This window comes from Citrobacter sp. MGH103 (genome assembly GCF_001034475.2).
GTDB lineage: Bacteria > Pseudomonadota > Gammaproteobacteria > Enterobacterales > Enterobacteriaceae > Citrobacter > Citrobacter freundii.
In genome coordinates this window covers 2,757,832-2,778,140 of record NZ_CP073043.1, presented here as the reverse complement: position 1 = coordinate 2,778,140, position 20,309 = coordinate 2,757,832, and the positions used below count along the sequence as shown (strand labels likewise).

Here is a 20,309-nt window from a genome sequence, read left to right as displayed (position 1 = left end):
AAAAGCGCTGGCTGCCTGGGTATGTGACCTGGGTGGCTGGCGAAATGTGTTGTTTATTTAGTCAGAATGAGTTTTCCGGCTTGCGTCTGGCGCAGCAGGTAGTGCTGACCATCATGTTCTATGATCACGCGTCCTTCGTTACCCAGCAGGGTTTTACTGTCAATTCGTCGCTCGTTTGGCGCGACGGAAGGCGTTGTTGTGTCTTTTGTAGGCGTAGCCGTTGTGTTATCCATACGTGACATAGTGTTTAAAAATAACAATCAATGTAACAATGATAATCATTATCATCAAACTGCAAATTTGCGGCAAGCGTTTTTGTGAAATAATTGTGACGAGAACGTTTTTTGCACAACAAGCGGGGAAAAACAAAGGATTAGCACCGGGCAAAGTGATATTGCCCGGTGAAGAGCATTAAAAACGGCTATCAACCGCAGAGGCGAGTTTTTCAACCAACAGTTCAGTATCTTCCCAGTTCAGGCACGGGTCGGTAATGGACTGACCGTAAACCAACGGCTGGCCGCTAACGATTTTTTGAGTACCTTCACGCAAGAAACTCTCCGCCATGATCCCGGCAATTGCCGTCGAGCCGTTACGAATTTGCTGGCACACATCATCACAAACGTCCAACTGACGACGATGCTGCTTCTGGCAATTGCCGTGGCTAAAATCGACCACCAGATGCTCAGGCAGGGAAAATTCGTGCAGGGTATCGCAGGCGGCGGCAATATCTTCAGCATAATAATTCGGCTTTTTACCGCCACGCATGATGATATGCCCGTAAGGGTTACCGCTGGTCTGATAAATGGTCATCTGACCGGTTTTATCCGGCGAGAGGAACATGTGACTGGCGCGGGAGGCGCGAATCGCATCGACGGCGATGCGCGTGTTGCCATCCGTTCCGTTCTTAAAACCGACCGGGCAGGAGAGCGCGGAGGCCATTTCACGATGGATCTGACTTTCGGTGGTGCGCGCGCCAATAGCTCCCCAACTGATTAAATCGGCAATAAACTGGCCGGTCACCATGTCGAGGAATTCAGTCGCCGTGGGGACGCCCAGTTCGTTGACCTGCAACAGCAGTTTTCGCGCCAGTTCAATACCGTGGTTTACACGATAACTGCCGTTCAAATCCGGGTCGGAAATCAGGCCTTTCCAGCCCACGACGGTGCGTGGCTTTTCAAAATAGGTACGCATCACGATTTCCAGACGCGCCTGGTGCTTTGTGCGCAGCGCCTGTAATCGTGTCGCGTATTCCATCGCGGCATCAAGATCGTGAATCGAGCAAGGACCTACGATCACCAGTAAACGGGGGTCTTCACCATTTAAAATTTTTTCTATCCGACGTCGGGAGTCCGTAACATGACGGGCGACGGAGGATGAAACAGGATGCCGTTGCGCAAGCTCTGCTGGAGTGACCAGGTTGTCAATACGCGCAGTACGGAGTTCATCGGTTCTGTTCATTACTTGTCTCAGAAATTTGTTGCTTCAACGGCAGGACTACCGGGAAGTGATGTACATCACAATATCACACTCATCCTGCCTGGTGGCGAGCATAATAACAAAAATTCGAACCAATGCACTAGCATTCTAGTACATGCGGCGATTCAGTCCCATGATATCGAGGATCTTGGTAGCAATCTCTTCTACCGAATAATTGGTACTGTTCAGCCAGGGGATCTGGTTTTTCCGGTACAGCGCTTCTACCTCAGCAACTTCCATTCGGCACTGTCGCAGCGAGGCGTAACGGCTGTTCTCACGGCGCTCTTCGCGGATGGCCGCCAGGCGCTCAGGGTCGATAGTCAGACCGAACAGCTTATGCTGCAACGGCTTCAGAGAGGCGGGCAGCACCAAATTATCCATATCATCGGCAATAAAGGGGTAGTTGGCGGCGCGGATACCAAACTGCATGGCCAGATACAAACTGGTTGGGGTTTTGCCGCAACGAGAAACGCCGAGCAGGATCACCTGGGCCTGATCGAGGTTGCGCAACGAAATACCGTCGTCGTGGGCGAGGGTGTAGTCAATGGCGGCAATGCGCGCGTCGTACTTGTTGAGGTTACCGGGATTCAGACCGTGCGTGCGATGGGCGATAGGTGTAGGGTCGAGCTTCATCTCATGCTGCAGCGGAGCAACCAATGCCTGCACGATATCCTGACAAAATCCCTCGCTTTGCAGAATGATTGAGCGAATTTCTGGCAGGACGATGGAGTAAAACACCAAAGGGCGCACGCCAGTTTGTTGGTAGATCGCGTCAATCTGGTCTTTAACCGCGCGCGCACGACTCTCATTTTCCACAAACGGCAGCGTAATGCTGCTGATCGTGACCGGGAATTGCGACATCACCGCGTGACCCAAGACCTCGGCGGTGATGGCCGTACCATCAGAAATATAAAATACGTGACGATCAACAGCATTATCCATTTTGCTCATCCTGGGCAGACATAATTCTCTGAAAGCATAAATTAAAATTCGCCAGAAGCGAATATTGCTGCATCTTTTTTATAAAATGAAACGGTATTTTTATAATTAATGAAAAGTGCATTTCATTTTTCGGAACAAATATTTATACCGGTAGTTTTTGTGGAGATCCCCTGTGGCTCGCGGGTTTGCGCAAATGCGGAAACAATCTGAAAAAATAAAAAATAAAGTTGCTTGAACGATTCACCGTTTTTTTCGCTGGAGTAAATATGCAAAGATAATTACGCAAAATTGAGTTTCCTAACCTCGTTCAAATATAAGGATTGTTCGATGTCCAACAATGGCTCGTCACCGCTGGTGCTTTGGTATAACCAACTCGGCATGAATGATGTAGACAGAGTTGGGGGCAAAAATGCCTCCCTGGGTGAAATGATTACTAACCTTTCAGGTATGGGTGTTTCCGTACCGAATGGTTTTGCAACGACCGCCGACGCGTTTAACCAGTTTCTGGACCAGAGCGGTGTAAACCAGCGCATTTATGAGCTGCTGGATAAAACGGATATTGACGATGTCACCGAGCTTGCAAAAGCCGGCGCGCAGATCCGCCAGTGGATTATCGACACTCCTTTCCAGCCGGAGCTGGAAAATGCCGTCCGCGATGCCTACGCGCAGCTGTCAACGGACGATGCCCATGCCTCTTTTGCTGTGCGATCTTCCGCTACCGCAGAAGATATGCCAGATGCGTCATTTGCCGGTCAGCAGGAAACCTTCCTCAACGTCCAGGGATTTGATGCCGTGCTGGTTGCCATCAAACACGTATTTGCCTCGCTGTTTAACGACCGTGCGATCTCTTATCGTGTCCACCAGGGTTATGACCATCGTGGCGTAGCGCTCTCTGCGGGTGTGCAGCGGATGGTGCGTTCTGACCTCGCGTCTTCCGGCGTCATGTTCTCCATCGATACCGAATCCGGTTTCGATCAGGTGGTGTTTATCACGTCTGCATGGGGCCTGGGCGAGATGGTCGTGCAGGGGGCCGTTAACCCGGATGAATTCTACGTGCATAAACCGACGCTGGCGGCTAACCGTCCGGCTATCGTTCGTCGCACCATGGGTTCGAAAAAAATCCGCATGATCTACGCGCCGACCCAGGAACACGGTAAGCAGGTAACGATCGAAGATGTGCCGCAGGAACAACGCGACATTTTCTCCCTGACTAATGAAGAAGTGCAGGAACTGGCCAAGCAGGCGGTGCAGATCGAGAAGCACTACGGTCGTCCGATGGATATCGAATGGGCGAAAGACGGTCATACCGGTAAGCTGTTCATTGTGCAGGCGCGCCCGGAAACCGTGCGTTCTCGTGGCCAGGTGATGGAGCGTTATACGCTGCATGCGCAGGGTAAAATTATTGCTGAAGGTCGTGCCATCGGTCACCGCATTGGTGCGGGTCCGGTCAAAGTCATCCAAGACATCAGCGAAATGAACCGTATCGAACCAGGCGACGTACTGGTTACCGACATGACCGACCCGGACTGGGAACCGATCATGAAGAAAGCAGCGGCGATTGTCACCAACCGTGGCGGTCGTACCTGTCACGCGGCAATCATTGCCCGTGAACTGGGGATCCCAGCCGTGGTGGGCTGTGGCGATGCGACCGAGCGTATGAAAGATGGTGAGAAGGTTACTGTCTCTTGTGCCGAAGGCGACACCGGTTATGTTTACGCTGACATGCTCGACTTTAGCGTGAAGAGTTCCAGCGTGGAGACCATGCCGGATCTGCCGTTGAAGGTGATGATGAACGTCGGTAACCCGGACCGCGCTTTCGACTTCGCCTGCCTGCCAAACGAAGGTGTCGGTCTGGCGCGTCTGGAATTTATCATCAACCGCATGATTGGCGTACACCCGCGTGCACTGCTGGAGTTCGATGACCAGACGCCTGAGCTGCAAAATGAAATCCGCGCCATGATGAAAGGTTTCGATTCTCCGCGTGAATTCTACGTTGGTCGTCTGACGGAAGGGATCGCGACGCTGGGGGCGGCGTTTTATCCGAAACGCGTCATCGTGCGTATGTCTGACTTTAAGTCCAACGAATATGCCAACCTGGTCGGCGGTGAGCGTTATGAACCGCATGAAGAGAACCCGATGCTGGGCTTCCGTGGGGCGGGCCGTTATGTTGCCGATAGCTTCCGCGACTGCTTCGCGCTGGAATGTGACGCAGTAAAACGTGTCCGTAACGACATGGGCCTGACTAACGTTGAAGTGATGGTACCGTTTGTACGTACCGTTGCCCAGGCGAAAGCGGTGGTGGAAGAGCTGGCACGCCAGGGGCTGAAACGCGGTGAGAACGGACTGAAGATCATCATGATGTGTGAGATCCCGTCTAACGCCTTGCTGGCCGAGCAGTTCCTCGAGTACTTCGACGGCTTCTCCATCGGCTCAAACGACATGACGCAGTTGGCGCTGGGTCTGGATCGTGACTCTGGTGTGGTTTCTGAACTGTTTGATGAGCGTAACGACGCGGTGAAAGCCCTGCTGTCGATGGCGATTCGCGCAGCCAAGAAACAAGGCAAATACGTGGGTATCTGCGGTCAGGGTCCCTCTGACCATGAAGACTTCGCGGCCTGGTTGATGGAAGAGGGGATCGACAGCCTGTCGCTGAACCCGGATACCGTCGTGCAGACCTGGCTGAGCCTGGCTGAACTGAACAAGTAACATCATGCCGGATGGTGGCGTAAGCGCCTTATCCGGCCTACGGTGAGTATCATTCGTGGGCCGGATAAGATGCGGCAGCATCGTCATCCGGTATTTTATCCTTCCACGCTTAAGCCTGATGCAATATTGTCAGTACAGTGCGCAGATCGGTCACTGCGATTTGCCCCGGAGCAGATGCTTTTTTCACTGCACCGAACGTGGCTGCTGAACCAAAAACCTCGCCAGCTAAACGAGAAATCACCCCGTTTTTTGCCATCGACATCGTGATAATTGGACGATCGGCATAGCGTTCATGCATTTCCAGCGTCGCGCTGAGCAGCGTCAGCACATCCGTTTTGCATTGCGGCATCAGCGCAATTTTGGGGATATCGGCGTCCAGTTCCTGCATTTTACGCAGACGCTGAACAATCTCCTCTGCGGCCGGCGTTTTATGAAAATCATGATTCGACATAATAACCAGGACGTTTTTGGCGTGAGCTTGCTCAACGGTTGCTTTAACCTGCACATCACCAGTGAATAGCTCGAGATCGATCATATCCACCAGACCACAGTCTATCGCTGCACGGTTTAGTGCGAAATAGTCTTCAGCAGGTAAGGCCTGCTCGCCGCCTTCCTGCGCAGTACGGAAGGTAAAAAGTAACGGCTTGTCAGGCAGAATCTCGCGGATGGCGCGCGCAGCGTCCAGTACTGCGTCAATGGATGCGACATCGGCAAAATGGTCAACGCGCCATTCCAGAATATCAAAATCCGCTTCGCGATAGGTCAGCGCTTCACTTTTTACCATTGCGATGTCTTTAGCCATTAGTGAGACAATGATCTTCGGTGCACCCTTGCCAATTACGACATTTCTTACAGTTACGGTTTTCATTGATTACCTTATAAATATTGGCTGATATCTGTCCGTCAGCCCCCTGAGCCTTCAACAATATCACGGTTTTGTGCTTGATATCGAAACCACTTTTTTTAATTGGTACAGACCGTTGAATGGTGGGAAAGTTAAGAAAGGAGAGTACGGCGATTAGAATGGTACGAAGGACAAAAAAAAGCCCACCGTGGGAGATGGGCAAAGACTACACACAGCAATTCGTTGTTTCACTCAGGGGATTTCCATGCTTATAAATCAATGTGTTGATCTAAAGCCATGGGCTAATAGTAGGCATACTGTTTTTTTACGTCGATCAGATTCATCTCAATAGTTTAAAAACTGTAAAGAATTTGCGACACAAATGAGTATTGAAAGAAGGACGGCGTTGGGTCTAATCCCGTAAGAGGGAGGGATTGATTAGTATTGTTAAACAATCAGGCGGCGTTGCCGCCTGATGTTGGATTACTTATTGCGTTCGATTTCAGCAATTTCTTCGAGGATTTCATCCGGATTGGTACCTGGCGCGGGGGCTTCATTTACCCACGCGGAGAACAGACGCCAGGAAACGGCCAGTACTACTGGACCTATAAACAGACCAATCATGCCGAAGGCAATCAATCCGCCGATGACTCCGGAGAGAATCAGGAGCAGTGGCAAATCGGCACCCATGCGAATCAGCATCGGTCGAATCACGTTATCCAGTGTTCCGACCACGCCGCTCCACACCAGCAGCACGGTGCCCCAGGTTGAATCCCCCGTCCAGTATAGCCAGATAATGGCCGGAATCAGTACCGGTAGCGGCCCCAGTTGCACCAGACATGACAGGATCATCAATACCGCCAGCAGTGTGGCATACGGCACACCGGTTACCGCCAGACCAATACCCCCGAGCACTGCCTGTACCAGAGCGGTGACCACAACGCCTAATGCGACGGCGCGAATGGCTTGTGCTGCCAGCAGAATAGCAGCATCTCCACGTTTTGAGGCAAGACGGCAGGCGAAGTGACGAATACCTAATGCGACTTGTTCACCGCGCCAGTACAACAGGGCACTGAACAGCAGCATCAGGCCACAGTGCATCATAAAGCGGCCGATATGCGCGGCCTGACCGACGAACCAGGTTGTGGTGGTGCCGATATAAGGACGAACCTTGGCCATAATCGCCGAACCGCCCATATCCAGTAAGCTGTGCCATGCGCCATACATTTTGGCACCCACCAGTGGAATGCTGTTCAACCATGCCAGATCCGGTAGCGTCATATCTCCTGCGGTTACGGCATGGATCAGCGGCCCACTGCCATCGACGATGCTGTTAACCAGCAGCGCGATGGGGATGATGAACAATAGCACCAGCAACAGCGTCATCACCAGTACGGCAAGTGAACGGCGTCCCCAGAGCAATTTTTGTAAGCGTAGCAGGATAGGCCAGGTTGCAATGACAATCGTGCCTGCCCAGGCAAAACCGAGGATAAAGGGCTGAACAATCCAGAGACAGGCCACAATCAGGATGGCTAAAAACAGCACCGATAGCAGCACTTGTGCAATATCCCTGGGCTGACGGAAATTTACCATAAATACTTTTCACCTTTGTCTTTGCGCCAGAACGTTGACGCGACGTGAATACTTAAATGACACCCTGTAATGATGAGCAATTTCAGCGGTTTTGAACAGGCGGATTCTGCCTGTAAATCTGCTGAGCGTATTAGAAAAAATGTGATACAACAAACAAAGCAACACGCAAACGATTAAATTCACAACACAGACCGCAGGAAAGGGTCACTATAATGATTCCACAAATTTCTCAGGCACCAGGTGTCGTTCAACTGGTGCTCAACTTTTTGCAGGCGCTGGAGCAGCAAGGATTTACGGGCGATACGGCAACGAGCTATGCCGATCGTCTGACAATGTCGACGGATAACAGTATTTATCAGCTGCTACCTGATGCTGTCGTTTTCCCTCGTTCAACCGCAGATGTGGCGCTAATCGCCCGTCTGGCGGCAGAACCGCTTTTCTCGTCGTTGATTTTTACCCCGCGCGGCGGCGGCACCGGGACCAACGGTCAGGCGCTGAACCAGGGCATTATTGTTGATATGTCCCGCTATATGAGCCGCATTATTGAAATCAACCCGCAAGAAGGTTGGGTGCGGGTAGAAGCCGGGGTGATAAAAGATCAGCTCAACCAGTTTCTGAAGCCTTACGGCTATTTCTTTGCCCCGGAATTATCCACCAGTAACCGGGCAACGCTCGGCGGGATGATCAACACCGATGCGTCCGGGCAAGGATCGTTGGTTTACGGTAAAACTTCCGATCATGTGTTGGGCATCCGTGCGGTGCTGATGGGCGGCGATATTCTTGATACTCAGCCAATGCCGATCGAGCTTGCCGAAATGCTGGGGAAAAGCAATACCACCATTGGCCGCATCTATAAGACCGTTTATGAACGTTGTCGCGATAACCGACAACTGATCATGGATAAATTCCCGAAACTTAATCGCTTCCTGACCGGGTACGATCTACGGCACGTCTTTAACGATGAGATGACCGAATTTGATTTAACCCGCATTCTCACCGGCTCTGAAGGTACGCTGGCGTTTATCACCGAAGCCCGTCTGGATATCACGCCGCTGCCAAAAGTCAGACAACTGGTTAACGTCAAGTACGACTCTTTCGACTCGGCGTTGCGTAATGCCCCGGTGATGGTGGAAGCGCGGGCATTGTCGGTAGAAACTGTCGACTCCAAAGTACTCAATCTGGCGCGGGAAGATATCGTCTGGCACTCGGTAAGTGAATTGATTACCGATGTACCTGATCAAGAGATGCTGGGTCTGAACATTGTAGAGTTTGCCGGTGACGACGAAGTATTGATTAATTCGCAGGTCAGCGCACTGTGTGAACGTCTGGATGGCTTAATCGCTCGCCAGGAAGCGGGTGTCATTGGCTGGCAGCTGTGTACCGAACTGGCGGGAGTCGAACGAATTTACGCCATGCGCAAAAAGGCAGTCGGTCTGCTGGGCAATGCAAAAGGTTCCGCGAAGCCAATTCCGTTCGCTGAGGATACCTGCGTTCCGCCGGAGCATCTGGCGGACTATATTGCCGAGTTCCGCGCGCTACTCGACAGTCACGCCCTGAGTTACGGCATGTTTGGTCACGTGGATGCTGGCGTGCTTCACGTCAGACCGGCGTTGGATATGTGTGACCCGCAGCAGGAAGTGCTGATGAAACGCATTTCTGATGATGTTGTGGCGCTGACGGCGAAATATGGCGGTTTGCTGTGGGGCGAGCATGGGAAAGGTTTTCGTGCAGAATACAGCCCGGCGTTCTTCGGCGAGGAGCTGTATCGCGAACTGCGCAAAGTGAAATCGGTGTTTGATCCGCAAAACCGGCTGAATCCTGGGAAAATTTGTCCACCGGAAGGCGTAGATGCGCCGATGATGAAAGTGGACGCGGTGAAACGCGGAACGTATGACCGTCAGATCCCTCTGGCCGTACGCCAGGAGTGGCGCGGGGCAATGGAGTGTAACGGCAACGGGTTATGCTTTAACTTCGATGCGAAAAGTCCCATGTGTCCGTCGATGAAAATCAGCCTCAACCGTATTCATTCGCCAAAAGGGCGAGCCACGTTGGTGCGTGAATGGCTGCGTTTGTTAGCGGATCGCGGGATCGACCCAATACAGCTGGAAAAAGAGCTACCGGAAAAACGCGCCAGTTTACGTGCGCTGATTGCCCGTACCCGCAACAGTTGGCATGCGCGCAAGGGTGAATACGATTTCTCGCACGAAGTAAAAGAGGCAATGTCCGGCTGTCTGGCATGTAAAGCATGTTCAACACAGTGTCCAATTAAAATTGATGTACCGGAGTTCCGTTCGCGCTTCCTCCAGCTGTACCACACGCGTTATCTGCGCCCGTTGCGCGATCACATGGTGGCGACCGTTGAGAGCTATGCGCCGTTAATGGCACGAGCGCCCAAAACGTTTAACTTCTTCATCAACCAGCCGCTGGTGCGAAACCTGGCTAAAAAGCACATTGGAATGGTTGATTTACCGCTGTTGTCTGCACCGTCGCTGCAACGCCAACTGGTGGGGCATCGTTCCGCCAATATGACGTTGGAACAGCTCGAATTACTCAGCCTTGAGCAAAAAGCGCGTACGGTGCTGGTGGTGCAGGACCCTTTCACCAGCTATTACGATGCGCAGGTGGTTGCTGACTTTATACGTCTGGTAGAGAAGCTGGGCATGCAGCCGGTACTGCTGCCGTTTTCGCCAAACGGCAAGGCGCAGCACATTAAAGGCTTCTTAAACCGTTTTGCCAAAACGGCGAAAAAGACATCCGAGTTTCTTAACCGGGTAGCGAAGCTGAATATTCCGATGGTGGGTGTTGATCCGGCGCTGGTGCTTTGTTATCGCGATGAATACAAGCTGGCGCTGGGCGAACAACGGGGTGATTTCCATGTGTTGCTAGCCAACGAATGGTTATCGAAAGCTGTGGAAGCACAGCAGCCAGTCGCTGTTGGCGGTGAACCGTGGTACTTCTTTGGCCACTGTACCGAAGTGACGGCCTTGCCGGGCGCGCCTGCACAGTGGGCGGCTATTTTTGCTCGCTTTGGCGCAAAGCTGGAGAACGTCAGCGTGGGATGCTGTGGTATGGCTGGCACCTACGGCCACGAAGTAAAGAATCACCAAAACTCATTGGGGATCTATGAGTTATCATGGCACCAGGCAATGCAACGATTGCCACGTAACCGTTGTCTGGCTACCGGGTACTCCTGTCGCAGTCAGGTTAAACGCGTTGAAGGTACGGGCGTTCGCCACCCATTACAGGCACTGCTGGAGATTATAGGATGATCTGGAAACGTGAAGTCACACTCGAGGCGCTCAATGCCATGGGTGAAGGAAATATGGTTGGGTTGCTCGATATTCGTTTTGTGCACATTGGTGACGATACGCTGGAAGCTACAATGCCGGTGGACCATCGCACCAAACAACCCTTTGGGTTGCTGCACGGCGGCGCATCCGTGGTGCTGGCGGAAAGTATTGGTTCGGTAGCGGGATACCTGTGTACTCAGGGTGAGCAGAAAGTGGTGGGCCTGGAGATCAACGCCAACCATATCCGTTCTGCGCGGGAAGGGCACGTCAGGGGCGTATGTCGCGCGTTACATACCGGCTCTCGTCACCAGGTTTGGCAAATAGAGATCTTCGATGAGCAGGGACGATTGTGCTGTACGTCGCGTCTGACGACCGCAATTTTGTGATGCATATTGCTTTTGGTCATTATCTGCACAGGGAATGGTGTTATACTGTGCAGGTTTTGAACACAAGCGAGGATGATATGTCTACCCAATTAGACCCTGCCCAACTGGCAATAGAATTTTTACGTCGTGATAAAACCGATCTTTCACCGGCTCAGTACCTGAAAAGGCTGAAACAGCTTGAGCTGGAGTTTGCAGATCTGTTGGCGCTCTCTTCAACTGAACTGAAAGAAGAGATCTATTTTGCCTGGCGCATGGGCGTTCATTGATTCCGGTATGCTTATCGTAACGAAACCCCGACACGTGTTCGGGGTTATTTTTGCCTTAAATCTTCATTACCACTTCATCTCACCGCTGTTAACCTTCGCACTTAGTTCCAGCGAGCTTGCGTCTGCCAGACCTGGCCATGCTGCCGTCATGGTTTTAATCACATAATCCGATCCCTTCTTCGCCCCTAACGCCTGCTCAAACGACTGCAAATAGTCCTGGGTGAAGCGAATAGCTTTATCGCCGGTTGGGCGTTCGCCAATGTAATGACCCGGGACCACCTGAGTGGGCTGTAAGCTCTGCATTTCGCTCAGTACGTTACGCCATGTACTACGCTGTTCTTCAGATTGTGTATCCGCCGTCCAGACGTGAATACCTGAAGCCACGCCTGTGCCGCCAATAATGGCCCGATTCGCCGGGATCCAGATATACGCTGCATAATCGTTGGAGTGACGCAGTTCCAGTGGTTCGCCATCAACTGTGAACTGCGTTTGCGTCGTCGCCTGCGGAACGGTGAGCGATGTTGGCGCGCCGTCCTTCATTTGCGGGCCCCAGAACTGCAGCTTGGCCTCTTTGGTGGCGCGGATATGGTCTACCACCTGCGGTGTTGCCAGAACTTTTACCTGTGGGAAAGCGTTGACGATGGGTTGCAGACCGAAATAGAAATCCGGATCGCCGGAAGTGATCACGATAGCCTTCAGCGTTTTACCGCTGGCGCGAATCATCTGCACCAGCTGTTCGCCATCTTTGGTGCTGAACTGGGCGTCAAACAAAATCGCCTCTTTGGGGCCAGACACCAGCGTCGAAGAGACCGGGAAAATACCCTTCTCCTGCGGATTATAGACGTCCAGGTGTAGCGGTGCGGCGAAAGCTGAAGACGCAAACAGAGGTAACAGCAGGGCCAGAGATTTAACTTTCATACCAGGTAACCTTATGCAGGGAATTGTCTTTTGATAGTTCCCGTATTTTAAGCGTATTCGTATCTGTTAGAATTCCTTCATTAGGACATGCTGAGTTTCATAAAACGATCGGATGGGATGCAATGGACAGAGTGATGGCGGCAACGGTATTTAACCATATCTGTGATTTGGGCAGTCTGAGCGCCGCTGCACGTGCATTGGGGCTTTCCCGTCCGATGGTCAGTCGTTACCTCGACGAGATGGAAAAATGGGCAGGCGCAAGGCTTATCCATTGCTCATCGCGTCGCTTGACGATCACGCCAGCGGGTGAAGAGGCATTACTGAAAACGCGTTCTCTGGCGCAACTTTCGCTGGATATTGGTGCCGCCAGTGGCGCGCAAATTCCCTCCGGCACGCTACGTGTGGCCTGCGCCCATTTTACCGCCATGCATATTCTTGCTCCGGTTCTGCCGGCGTTTATGGAGCAATATCCGCAATTACGTATTGAGGTGGAGATCAATAATCAACCGGTAAGCCTGGTAGGAGAACGTATCGATGTGGCGATCCGCATAACGGATAATCCCGAGCCAGGGACCATCGCCCGTCGGTTGGGTGACTGTAAATCGGTACTTTGCGCGTCCGCAGATTATCTGCATCAACATGGCACGCCTGAGACAGTCGACGATCTCACTCGGCACAATTGCCTGTACTACAGCGGTTTTTCCGGACAATCCTGGCACTTTTTGGATGCCCAGGGGCAGTCTGTCTCGGTTGCAATCAAAGGGAATTTGAGTGCAGGGATCTCTTCGCTGCTCTGCGAGTCGGCGGTGGCAGGAATGGGGATCGCGTTGGTGCCAGAGGTGGAGGCGCAGGAAGGGCTGGCGCAGGGAGCGTTAATTCGATTACTGCCAGAACTTCAACCTAAATGCTTGCCAATTTATGGTTTATACCTTTCTCGGGAGCATCAGCCTGCGGGGCTACGTTTGCTGCTGGATGCGCTTAGTGGGGCGGCGCAATGCTAAAAAGGTAGCTAAACGTGCTCACAAAATAGTCAAACCGCAAGTTGTGTTAAAAAAAACTTATCGGTGTATGAGATTCTTCTTATCGCCCCTTCAAGAGCTAAGCCATCGTGAGTGCCGGAGATAAGCGCCGGATGGGGCCGGAACCCTTAAGCCTGCCAGCAAGCAGACTTAAGGGTTTTTTGTTGTTTGTCAATTAGCTGGGGTCGATTCCATTATCATTGACACGGAAAATATCAAAATCCCATTCAGTTCACGCAGGCTTTTTTACTTTCCGGCGATATAGCAGGGGTATTCGCGGATGTGCCATGGCATAGTAACTCTGTCATAACGTCGTTAATTGTTATCGCGTGCAGCAACGGACTGTACTTTCCACTCGCCATTTTCATTAACCATACAATCAATAACCGTGTGAGGTTTTTTTTTGCCGAACGTTATATTGACGTTTATGCAGACAGGATCCCAGTCATATGAGGATATGGCCACATTCTCTGTCCAGTCGTCACCGATATATTGTGATTTTAGAAAAAAATCAGCAGAATAGAAAACCTCATCATCATACTTTGGATCTTGTGTTCGCCTTAGTTTCTGCATTGTTGATGCAGTAACGTATTTATCGATATCCTTACCGTCGGTAATCGGGAAATTATTATTGTTAATTTGGTTCACGTACCACTTATTAAATGCAACGGCCTGGTTAACAGGATCGTTGGTATTATTTGCCATAGCAGATGATGCCACCAGTAGCAAAAGCAGTAATTTTTTCATGTCACTTGTGCCTGTATATAGTAACAGTGGGCTGGATTTTTCTGTACTGCGGCCCAGGGTATAAACTGCGCTGTACGAAATCGGAGTACCAGGTTCCCGCCCCATCGTAAATACAGGCGTGCCCATACTGGTTTGGACCTGGTAAAGCATCAATAACCGCTATATCGCCCTCTATTGGGGTGCCGTATGATTTGCTGAATCCTGCTTTTTCTAGTGACCTTGCAAAACTGTTGGCGTTAGCACCTTCAATTTTGACGCCGCCAGCGCGAATTGCTGCAGCTACTGCTCGAGCGCAATAACCCTGGCTTTTTTGATGCGCGTGACTTCGCGCATACGAGACCGCATCATGTTTATTCCATGACATAATTTTCCCTTAGTAATAGAATGAATCATAAAATAATAATACTCAGATATTTAATTCGAAATTGTATTTTATGGTGAGATTTAATTAATCAACATATGTAATGCCAATATTAATTATTGAATTGATAATTAAAGCGTATAGCAATATATTGAATTAGCAATTAGTCCTGCAAATCCCAAAGTTAATCTTATTTACGTAATGTCTACTGTTAAAATCAAACTGGCTTGTAAATTATGATGTTTAAAATCGGGAACACGCCTCGCATAACCTCCATTTTAGGATTTGGGGGGCAAAATCGCGCTGAGGGCTCAATTTGGGGCGTTAAATAGTCTGTACTTATCTATCACGAGAAAAGACTAAGTTACTGATTATATAATAATCACATGATTTCATTAAATTTTCAAAACCTATCTCTTAAATAGACATTATCTATACATCTTTTGATCTTTGACCTGCCTGAACGATGAGATTTTTATAATCCATTATTAATCAATGTATTGAACAAAAAATTCCATCCCTGTAAACCCTCGCTGCAGGGTCTATGCTTAGTAAAAGTAGTCAAAAAGGGCGGTTAACCCGAATGCCCCTGCTGTTGAGGGGTTGAAGTGATAATCATTATCACTAACATGTTGTTATAGCTTAAAAGCTAGTGACTCGAGGTAACCCTATGGAATTGCATTCAGGAACATTTAACCCGGACGATTTTGCCTGGCGTGGACTGACGTTAACACCTGCGGCTGCGGCGCATATCCGTGAACTGGTGGCAAAGCAACCCGACATGTTGGGCGTACGCCTGGGCGTGAAGCAAACGGGATGCGCGGGATTCGGCTACGTGCTGGATACCGTCCGCGAGGCCCAAAAAGACGATCTGTTGTTTGAAACGGATGGCGCCAGACTGTATGTGCCTTTACAGGCGATGCCGTTCATCGACGGCACAGAAGTCGATTTTGTTCGCGAAGGATTAAATCAGTTATTTAAATTTCATAACCCGAAAGCCCAGAACGAATGCGGCTGTGGCGAAAGTTTTGGGGTATAGGCGGTACTATGTCTCGTAATACTGAAGCAACTGACGATGTCAACACCTGGGCTGGCGGGCACCTTAATTACAAAGAGGGCTTCTTCACCCAACTGCAAACCGATGAGCTGGCGAAAGGGATCAACGAAGAAGTCGTGCGTGCGATTTCGGCAAAACGTAATGAACCCGACTGGATGCTGGAATTCCGCCTGAATGCCTTTCAAGCGTGGCAAACCATGGAAGAGCCGCACTGGCTAAAAGCGCACTACGACAAGCTGAATTATCAGGAGTATAGCTATTATTCCGCACCGTCCTGCGGTAACTGCGATGAAACCTGCGCGTCTGAGCCGGGAGCCGTGCAGCAAACGGGGGCGAATGCGTTTTTAAGTAAAGAGGTCGAGGATGCCTTTGAACAGCTTGGCGTACCGGTCCGTGAAGGCAAAGAGGTGGCGGTTGATGCTATTTTTGACTCGGTATCGGTGGCGACCACCTATCGCGACAAACTGGCGGAACAGGGCATTATTTTCTGTTCGTTCGGTGAGGCGATTCACGATCATCCTGAGCTGGTAAAACAATATCTGGGCACGGTGGTTCCAGGTAATGACAACTTCTTTGCCGCGCTGAATGCAGCGGTGGCATCTGACGGCACGTTTATTTATGTACCGAAAGGCGTGCGTTGCCCAATGGAGCTGTCGACCTATTTCCGTATCAATGCGGAGAAAACCGGGCAGTTTGAACGCACTATTCTGGTCGCGGATGAGGGCAGCTACGTCAGCTATATCGAAGGCTGTTCGGCTCCGGTGCGCGACAGCTACCAGCTGCATGCGGCGGTGGTCGAAGTCATCATCCACAAAGATGCTGAAGTGAAATACTCGACGGTGCAAAACTGGTTCCCCGGGGATGGTAACACCGGCGGCATTTTGAACTTCGTCACCAAGCGCGCTCTGTGCGAAGGTGAAAACAGCAAAATGTCATGGACGCAGTCGGAAACCGGCTCGGCCATTACCTGGAAATACCCAAGTTGCATTTTGCGTGGCGACAACTCTATCGGCGAATTCTACTCCGTGGCCCTGACCAGTGGTCATCAGCAGGCCGATACAGGCACCAAGATGATCCACATCGGTAAAAACACCAAATCGACCATTATCTCGAAAGGGATCTCCGCCGGACACAGCCAGAACAGCTATCGCGGTTTAGTGAAAATCATGCCGACCGCCGCCAATGCCCGCAACTATACCCAATGTGACTCGATGTTGATCGGGGCGGATTGCGGAGCGCACACATTCCCATATGTGGAGTGTCGTAACAACAGCGCCCAGCTTGAGCACGAAGCCACGACGTCGCGCATTGGTGAAGATCAGCTGTTTTACTGCCTGCAGCGCGGTATCAGCGAAGAGGATGCCATTTCGATGATCGTGAATGGTTTCTGTAAAGACGTGTTCTCTGAACTGCCGCTGGAATTTGCCGTGGAAGCGCAAAAACTTCTCGCCATAAGTCTTGAACACAGCGTCGGTTAAAATTTAAGGAAAGCACATGTTAAGCATCAAAGATTTACAGGTCAGTGTGGAAGATAAGGCGATCCTGCGTGGGCTGAGTCTTGAAATTCGCCCCGGAGAAGTGCACGCCATTATGGGGCCAAATGGTTCCGGGAAAAGTACGCTTTCCGCCACCCTGGCCGGACGTGATGACTATGAAGTCACCGGCGGGACGGTAGAATTCAACGGTAAGGATTTACTGGAACTGTCACCGGAAGACCGGGCCGGTGAAGGGATCTTTATGGCATTCCAGTATCCGGTGGAAATCCCCGGCGTCAGTAATCAGTTTTTCCTGCAAACGGCACTGAATGCGGTGCGCACCTACCGTGGCGAAGAGTCACTGGACAGGTTTGACTTCCAGGATCTGATGGAAGAAAAAATTGCGTTGCTGAAGATGCCGGAAGATTTGTTGACGCGTTCGGTAAACGTCGGTTTCTCCGGCGGTGAGAAAAAGCGTAATGACATTTTGCAAATGGCGGTGTTGGAGCCTCAGCTGTGTATTCTGGATGAGTCGGACTCCGGGCTGGATATCGATGCGCTGAAAATCGTCGCCGACGGCGTGAACTCGCTACGCGACGGGCAACGCTCATTCATTATCGTCACCCATTATCAACGCATCCTGGACTATATCAAACCCGATTATGTTCACGTTCTCTACCAGGGGCGAATAGTGAAGTCCGGTGATTTTACGCTGGTCAAACAACTTGAGGAGCAAGGTTATGGCTGGCTTAGCGAACAGCAGTAACGTGCTGCAACAGTGGCACCATCTGTTTGAAACGCAAGGTGAGACGCGCTCGCAACATGCCCAGCAGCATCTGCAGCAGATGCTGCGTCTGGGGCTGCCAACGCGTAAGCATGAGGACTGGAAATACACGCCGCTGGAGGGGTTAACCAATAGCCAGTTTGTCAGTCATGTCTCTGAGATAACGTCTGCCCAGTGTGAAGCGTTAGCGCCGGCAATTGATGCCATACGACTGGTATTTGTCGACGGGCAATTCTCTCCAACGCTGAGCGACAGAGCGGAAGGTAGTGGTTTTGACATTACCATTGACGATGCGCGCCAGATGTTGCCAGCGGCTATCCAACCGGAAGTGTTTCTGCACCTGACCGAAAGCCTGTCGCGTAGCGTCACTCACATTCAGGTGAAGCGTAACCAGCGCCCAGCGAAACCGCTGCTGCTGCTGCACATTACCCAGGGGCTGGCGGGCGATGAGGTGAACACGGCGCACTATCGCCACCATCTGGAGCTGGCGGAAGGCGCAGAAGCCACCGTTATTGAACACTATGTCAGCCTCAGCGAGCTTCGCCATTTCACCGGCGCACGTTTAACCATGAATGTCGCGGCGAATGCGCAATTGCGCCACATCAAACTGGCGTTTGAGAACTCACAGAGCCACCATTTCGCGCATAATGACATTCAATTGGGGGCGGATGCCACGGCCGCCAGCCACAGTTTTTTACTCGGTGATGCGGTGCTGCGTCATAACACCAGCACCCAGCTTAACGGCGAAAACACCACGCTTCGGCTCAACAGCCTGGCAATGCCGGTGAAAAATGAAGTCTGCGACACCCGCACCTGGCTTGAGCATAACAAAGGATATTGCAACAGCCGTCAGCTGCATAAAACGATCGTCAGCGATAAGGGGCGGGCGGTATTCAATGGCCTGATCAACGTCGCTCAACACGCTATTAAAACCGATGGCCAGATGACCAACAATAATTTGCTGCTTGGTAAACTGGCGGAAGTGGATACCAAGCCGCAGCTTGAAATCTATGCCGACGACGTGAAATGCAGTCACGGGGCGACGGTAGGGCGGATCGACGACGAGCAGATGTTCTATTTGCGTTCGCGCGGGATCGGCCAGCAAGATGCCCAACAAATGATTCTCTATGCGTTTGCCGCTGAGCTAACGGAAGCCCTGGGCGAGGAAACGCTGAAACAACAGGTACTGGCATGGATCGCCCAACGCTTGCCGGGAGGCGTAGCATGACATTTCCCATTGAAAAAGTGCGGGCCGATTTTCCGGTTCTGACGCGTGAAGTGAATGGTTTACCGTTGGCGTATCTGGATAGCGCGGCCAGCGCGCAAAAGCCGAACCAGGTGATTGATGCCGAAGCTGAGTTCTACCGTCACGGCTATGCGGCGGTCCACCGCGGTATCCATACGCTGAGCGCTCAGGCTACGGAAAAAATGGAGAATGTGCGCAAGCTCGCTTCGCTGTTTATTAACGCCCGCTCCGCCGAAGAGCTGGTGTTTGTTCGCGGTACGACGGAGGGCATCAACCTGGTGGCGAACAGCTGGGGCAGCAGCAATGTGCGGGCGGGCGATAACATTATCATCAGCGAAATGGAGCACCATGCCAATATTGTGCCCTGGCAGATGCTGTGTGCCCGCGTAGGTGCAGAACTGCGCGTTATCCCGCTCAATGCCGATGGTACGTTGCAGTTGGAAACGCTGCCGACGCTGTTTGACGATCGCACGAAGCTGTTGGCGATTACCCACGTATCTAACGTGCTGGGCACGGAAAACCCGTTGGGTGAGATGATCGCGCTGGCGCATCAATACGGCGCGAAAGTGCTGGTGGATGGCGCGCAGGCGGTGATGCATCATCAGGTGGATGTGCAGGCGCTGGATTGCGATTTTTATGTTTTCTCCGGGCATAAACTTTACGGTCCAACCGGTATTGGCGTTCTGTATGCCAGAGAGTCGCTGCTGCAGGAGATGCCGCCGTGGGAAGGCGGTGGTTCAATGATTGCGACGGTGAGTTTGAGTCAGGGAACGACGTGGGCCAAAGCGCCCTGGCGGTTTGAAGCCGGAACGCCAAACACCGGCGGCATTATCGGACTCGGCGCGGCTATTGAATATATTTCAGCGCTGGGGCTGACTGAAATCAGCGAATATGAACAGTTCATGATGCGCTATGCGTTGGAACAGCTGGCGGATGTGCCGGATTTAACAATCTACGGACCGGATAACCGTCTGGGTGTGATTGCGTTTAACCTCGGCAAGCATCACGCCTATGACGTCGGGAGTTTTCTTGATAACTATGGCATCGCCGTGCGGACGGGGCATCACTGCGCAATGCCGCTGATGGCCTATTATAACGTTCCCGCTATGTGCCGGGCGTCGATTGCAATGTATAACACCCATGAAGAAGTGGATCGCCTGGTAACGGGCCTCAAGCGTATTCACCATTTACTGGGCTAA

General features: G+C 51.6%; 18 protein-coding genes and 1 other RNA gene. 10 read left to right on the top strand and 9 right to left on the bottom strand.

Annotated features, from left to right (window positions below):
• Positions 1-53: 53 nt before the first annotated feature.
• The 3 genes from hemP to ppsR all read right to left on the bottom strand — a co-directional run bounded on the left by hemP (position 54) and on the right by ppsR (position 2,418).
• Entirely contained in the window at positions 54-242 is a 189-nt protein-coding gene (gene hemP / locus SK33_RS13400; protein WP_032949142.1) for a hemin uptake protein HemP, read from the bottom strand.
• Between the two features lie 169 nt (positions 243-411).
• Positions 412-1,458: a 3-deoxy-7-phosphoheptulonate synthase AroH gene (gene aroH, locus SK33_RS13395; RefSeq protein ID WP_003030555.1), complete on the bottom strand. Its 1,047-nt coding sequence runs from the start codon at positions 1,456-1,458 to the stop codon at positions 412-414.
• Positions 1,459-1,584: 126 nt separating this feature from the next.
• Complete coding sequence (ppsR, locus tag SK33_RS13390; RefSeq protein WP_003030553.1) at positions 1,585-2,418, bottom strand: posphoenolpyruvate synthetase regulatory kinase/phosphorylase PpsR; 834 nt, start codon at positions 2,416-2,418, stop codon at positions 1,585-1,587.
• A gap of 327 nt (positions 2,419-2,745) precedes the next feature.
• Here ppsR and ppsA point away from each other — a divergent pair, with 327 nt between their 5' ends.
• Entirely contained in the window at positions 2,746-5,124 is a 2,379-nt protein-coding gene (gene ppsA / locus SK33_RS13385; RefSeq protein ID WP_048219017.1) for a phosphoenolpyruvate synthase, read from the top strand.
• Between the two features lie 109 nt (positions 5,125-5,233).
• Here the strand turns inward: ppsA and aroD are convergent, their stop codons facing one another.
• From aroD to ydiK, 3 genes are all read right to left on the bottom strand, one after another.
• Positions 5,234-5,992 (bottom strand): type I 3-dehydroquinate dehydratase, encoded by a 759-nt coding sequence (gene aroD / locus SK33_RS13380; protein ID WP_048219016.1) that lies wholly within the window; start codon positions 5,990-5,992, stop codon positions 5,234-5,236.
• A 167-nt stretch (positions 5,993-6,159) separates the two neighbouring features.
• Positions 6,160-6,267, bottom strand: an RNA gene (rprA, locus tag SK33_RS13375) — antisense sRNA RprA.
• Positions 6,268-6,451: 184 nt separating this feature from the next.
• The gene (ydiK, locus tag SK33_RS13370; protein ID WP_003030544.1) at positions 6,452-7,561 is read right to left on the bottom strand and encodes an AI-2E family transporter YdiK; all 1,110 of its coding nucleotides are present in this window, start codon (positions 7,559-7,561) and stop codon (positions 6,452-6,454) included.
• A 212-nt stretch (positions 7,562-7,773) separates the two neighbouring features.
• Between ydiK and ydiJ the strand changes: the two genes are divergently transcribed.
• From ydiJ to SK33_RS13355, 3 genes are all read left to right on the top strand, one after another.
• Entirely contained in the window at positions 7,774-10,830 is a 3,057-nt protein-coding gene (gene ydiJ / locus SK33_RS13365) for a D-2-hydroxyglutarate dehydrogenase YdiJ (RefSeq protein ID WP_048219015.1), read from the top strand.
• Positions 10,827-11,237, top strand: coding sequence for a 1,4-dihydroxy-2-naphthoyl-CoA hydrolase (gene menI / locus SK33_RS13360; protein WP_003030541.1), 411 nt, complete (start codon positions 10,827-10,829; stop codon positions 11,235-11,237). Before ydiJ ends, menI begins: the two co-directional genes overlap by 4 nt.
• A gap of 77 nt (positions 11,238-11,314) precedes the next feature.
• The gene (locus SK33_RS13355) at positions 11,315-11,503 is read left to right on the top strand and encodes a YdiH family protein (protein ID WP_003030540.1); all 189 of its coding nucleotides are present in this window, start codon (positions 11,315-11,317) and stop codon (positions 11,501-11,503) included.
• A 66-nt stretch (positions 11,504-11,569) separates the two neighbouring features.
• Here SK33_RS13355 and SK33_RS13350 read toward each other — a convergent pair whose 3' ends face one another.
• Positions 11,570-12,421: a Vmh family MBL fold metallo-hydrolase gene (locus tag SK33_RS13350; protein WP_048219013.1), complete on the bottom strand. Its 852-nt coding sequence runs from the start codon at positions 12,419-12,421 to the stop codon at positions 11,570-11,572.
• A 122-nt stretch (positions 12,422-12,543) separates the two neighbouring features.
• On the opposite strand from SK33_RS13350, the gene SK33_RS13345 reads away from it, so the two are divergent.
• The gene (locus SK33_RS13345) at positions 12,544-13,422 is read left to right on the top strand and encodes a LysR family transcriptional regulator (RefSeq protein ID WP_048219012.1); all 879 of its coding nucleotides are present in this window, start codon (positions 12,544-12,546) and stop codon (positions 13,420-13,422) included.
• Between the two features lie 333 nt (positions 13,423-13,755).
• Here SK33_RS13345 and SK33_RS13340 read toward each other — a convergent pair whose 3' ends face one another.
• A complete protein-coding gene (locus tag SK33_RS13340) occupies positions 13,756-14,187 on the bottom strand; it encodes a DUF3828 domain-containing protein (protein WP_048219011.1) in 432 nt (143 codons plus the stop codon).
• A gap of 1 nt (position 14,188) precedes the next feature.
• The gene (locus tag SK33_RS13335; protein WP_048219010.1) at positions 14,189-14,551 is read right to left on the bottom strand and encodes a hypothetical protein; all 363 of its coding nucleotides are present in this window, start codon (positions 14,549-14,551) and stop codon (positions 14,189-14,191) included.
• Positions 14,552-15,218: 667 nt separating this feature from the next.
• Between SK33_RS13335 and sufA the strand changes: the two genes are divergently transcribed.
• The 5 genes from sufA to sufS are packed head-to-tail and all read left to right on the top strand — an operon-like array spanning position 15,219 to position 20,309.
• Entirely contained in the window at positions 15,219-15,587 is a 369-nt protein-coding gene (gene sufA, locus SK33_RS13330) for a Fe-S cluster assembly scaffold SufA (RefSeq protein ID WP_003029385.1), read from the top strand.
• Between the two features lie 8 nt (positions 15,588-15,595).
• Positions 15,596-17,083, top strand: a complete 1,488-nt coding sequence (gene sufB, locus SK33_RS13325) for a Fe-S cluster assembly protein SufB (protein ID WP_032949159.1) — start codon at positions 15,596-15,598, stop codon at positions 17,081-17,083.
• Between the two features lie 16 nt (positions 17,084-17,099).
• On the top strand, positions 17,100-17,846 hold the full coding sequence (gene sufC, locus SK33_RS13320) for a Fe-S cluster assembly ATPase SufC (RefSeq protein ID WP_003029383.1): 747 nt from the start codon (positions 17,100-17,102) through the stop codon (positions 17,844-17,846).
• The gene (sufD, locus tag SK33_RS13315) at positions 17,821-19,092 is read left to right on the top strand and encodes a Fe-S cluster assembly protein SufD (RefSeq protein ID WP_048219009.1); all 1,272 of its coding nucleotides are present in this window, start codon (positions 17,821-17,823) and stop codon (positions 19,090-19,092) included. Before sufC ends, sufD begins: the two co-directional genes overlap by 26 nt.
• Entirely contained in the window at positions 19,089-20,309 is a 1,221-nt protein-coding gene (gene sufS / locus SK33_RS13310; protein WP_048219007.1) for a cysteine desulfurase SufS, read from the top strand. Before sufD ends, sufS begins: the two co-directional genes overlap by 4 nt.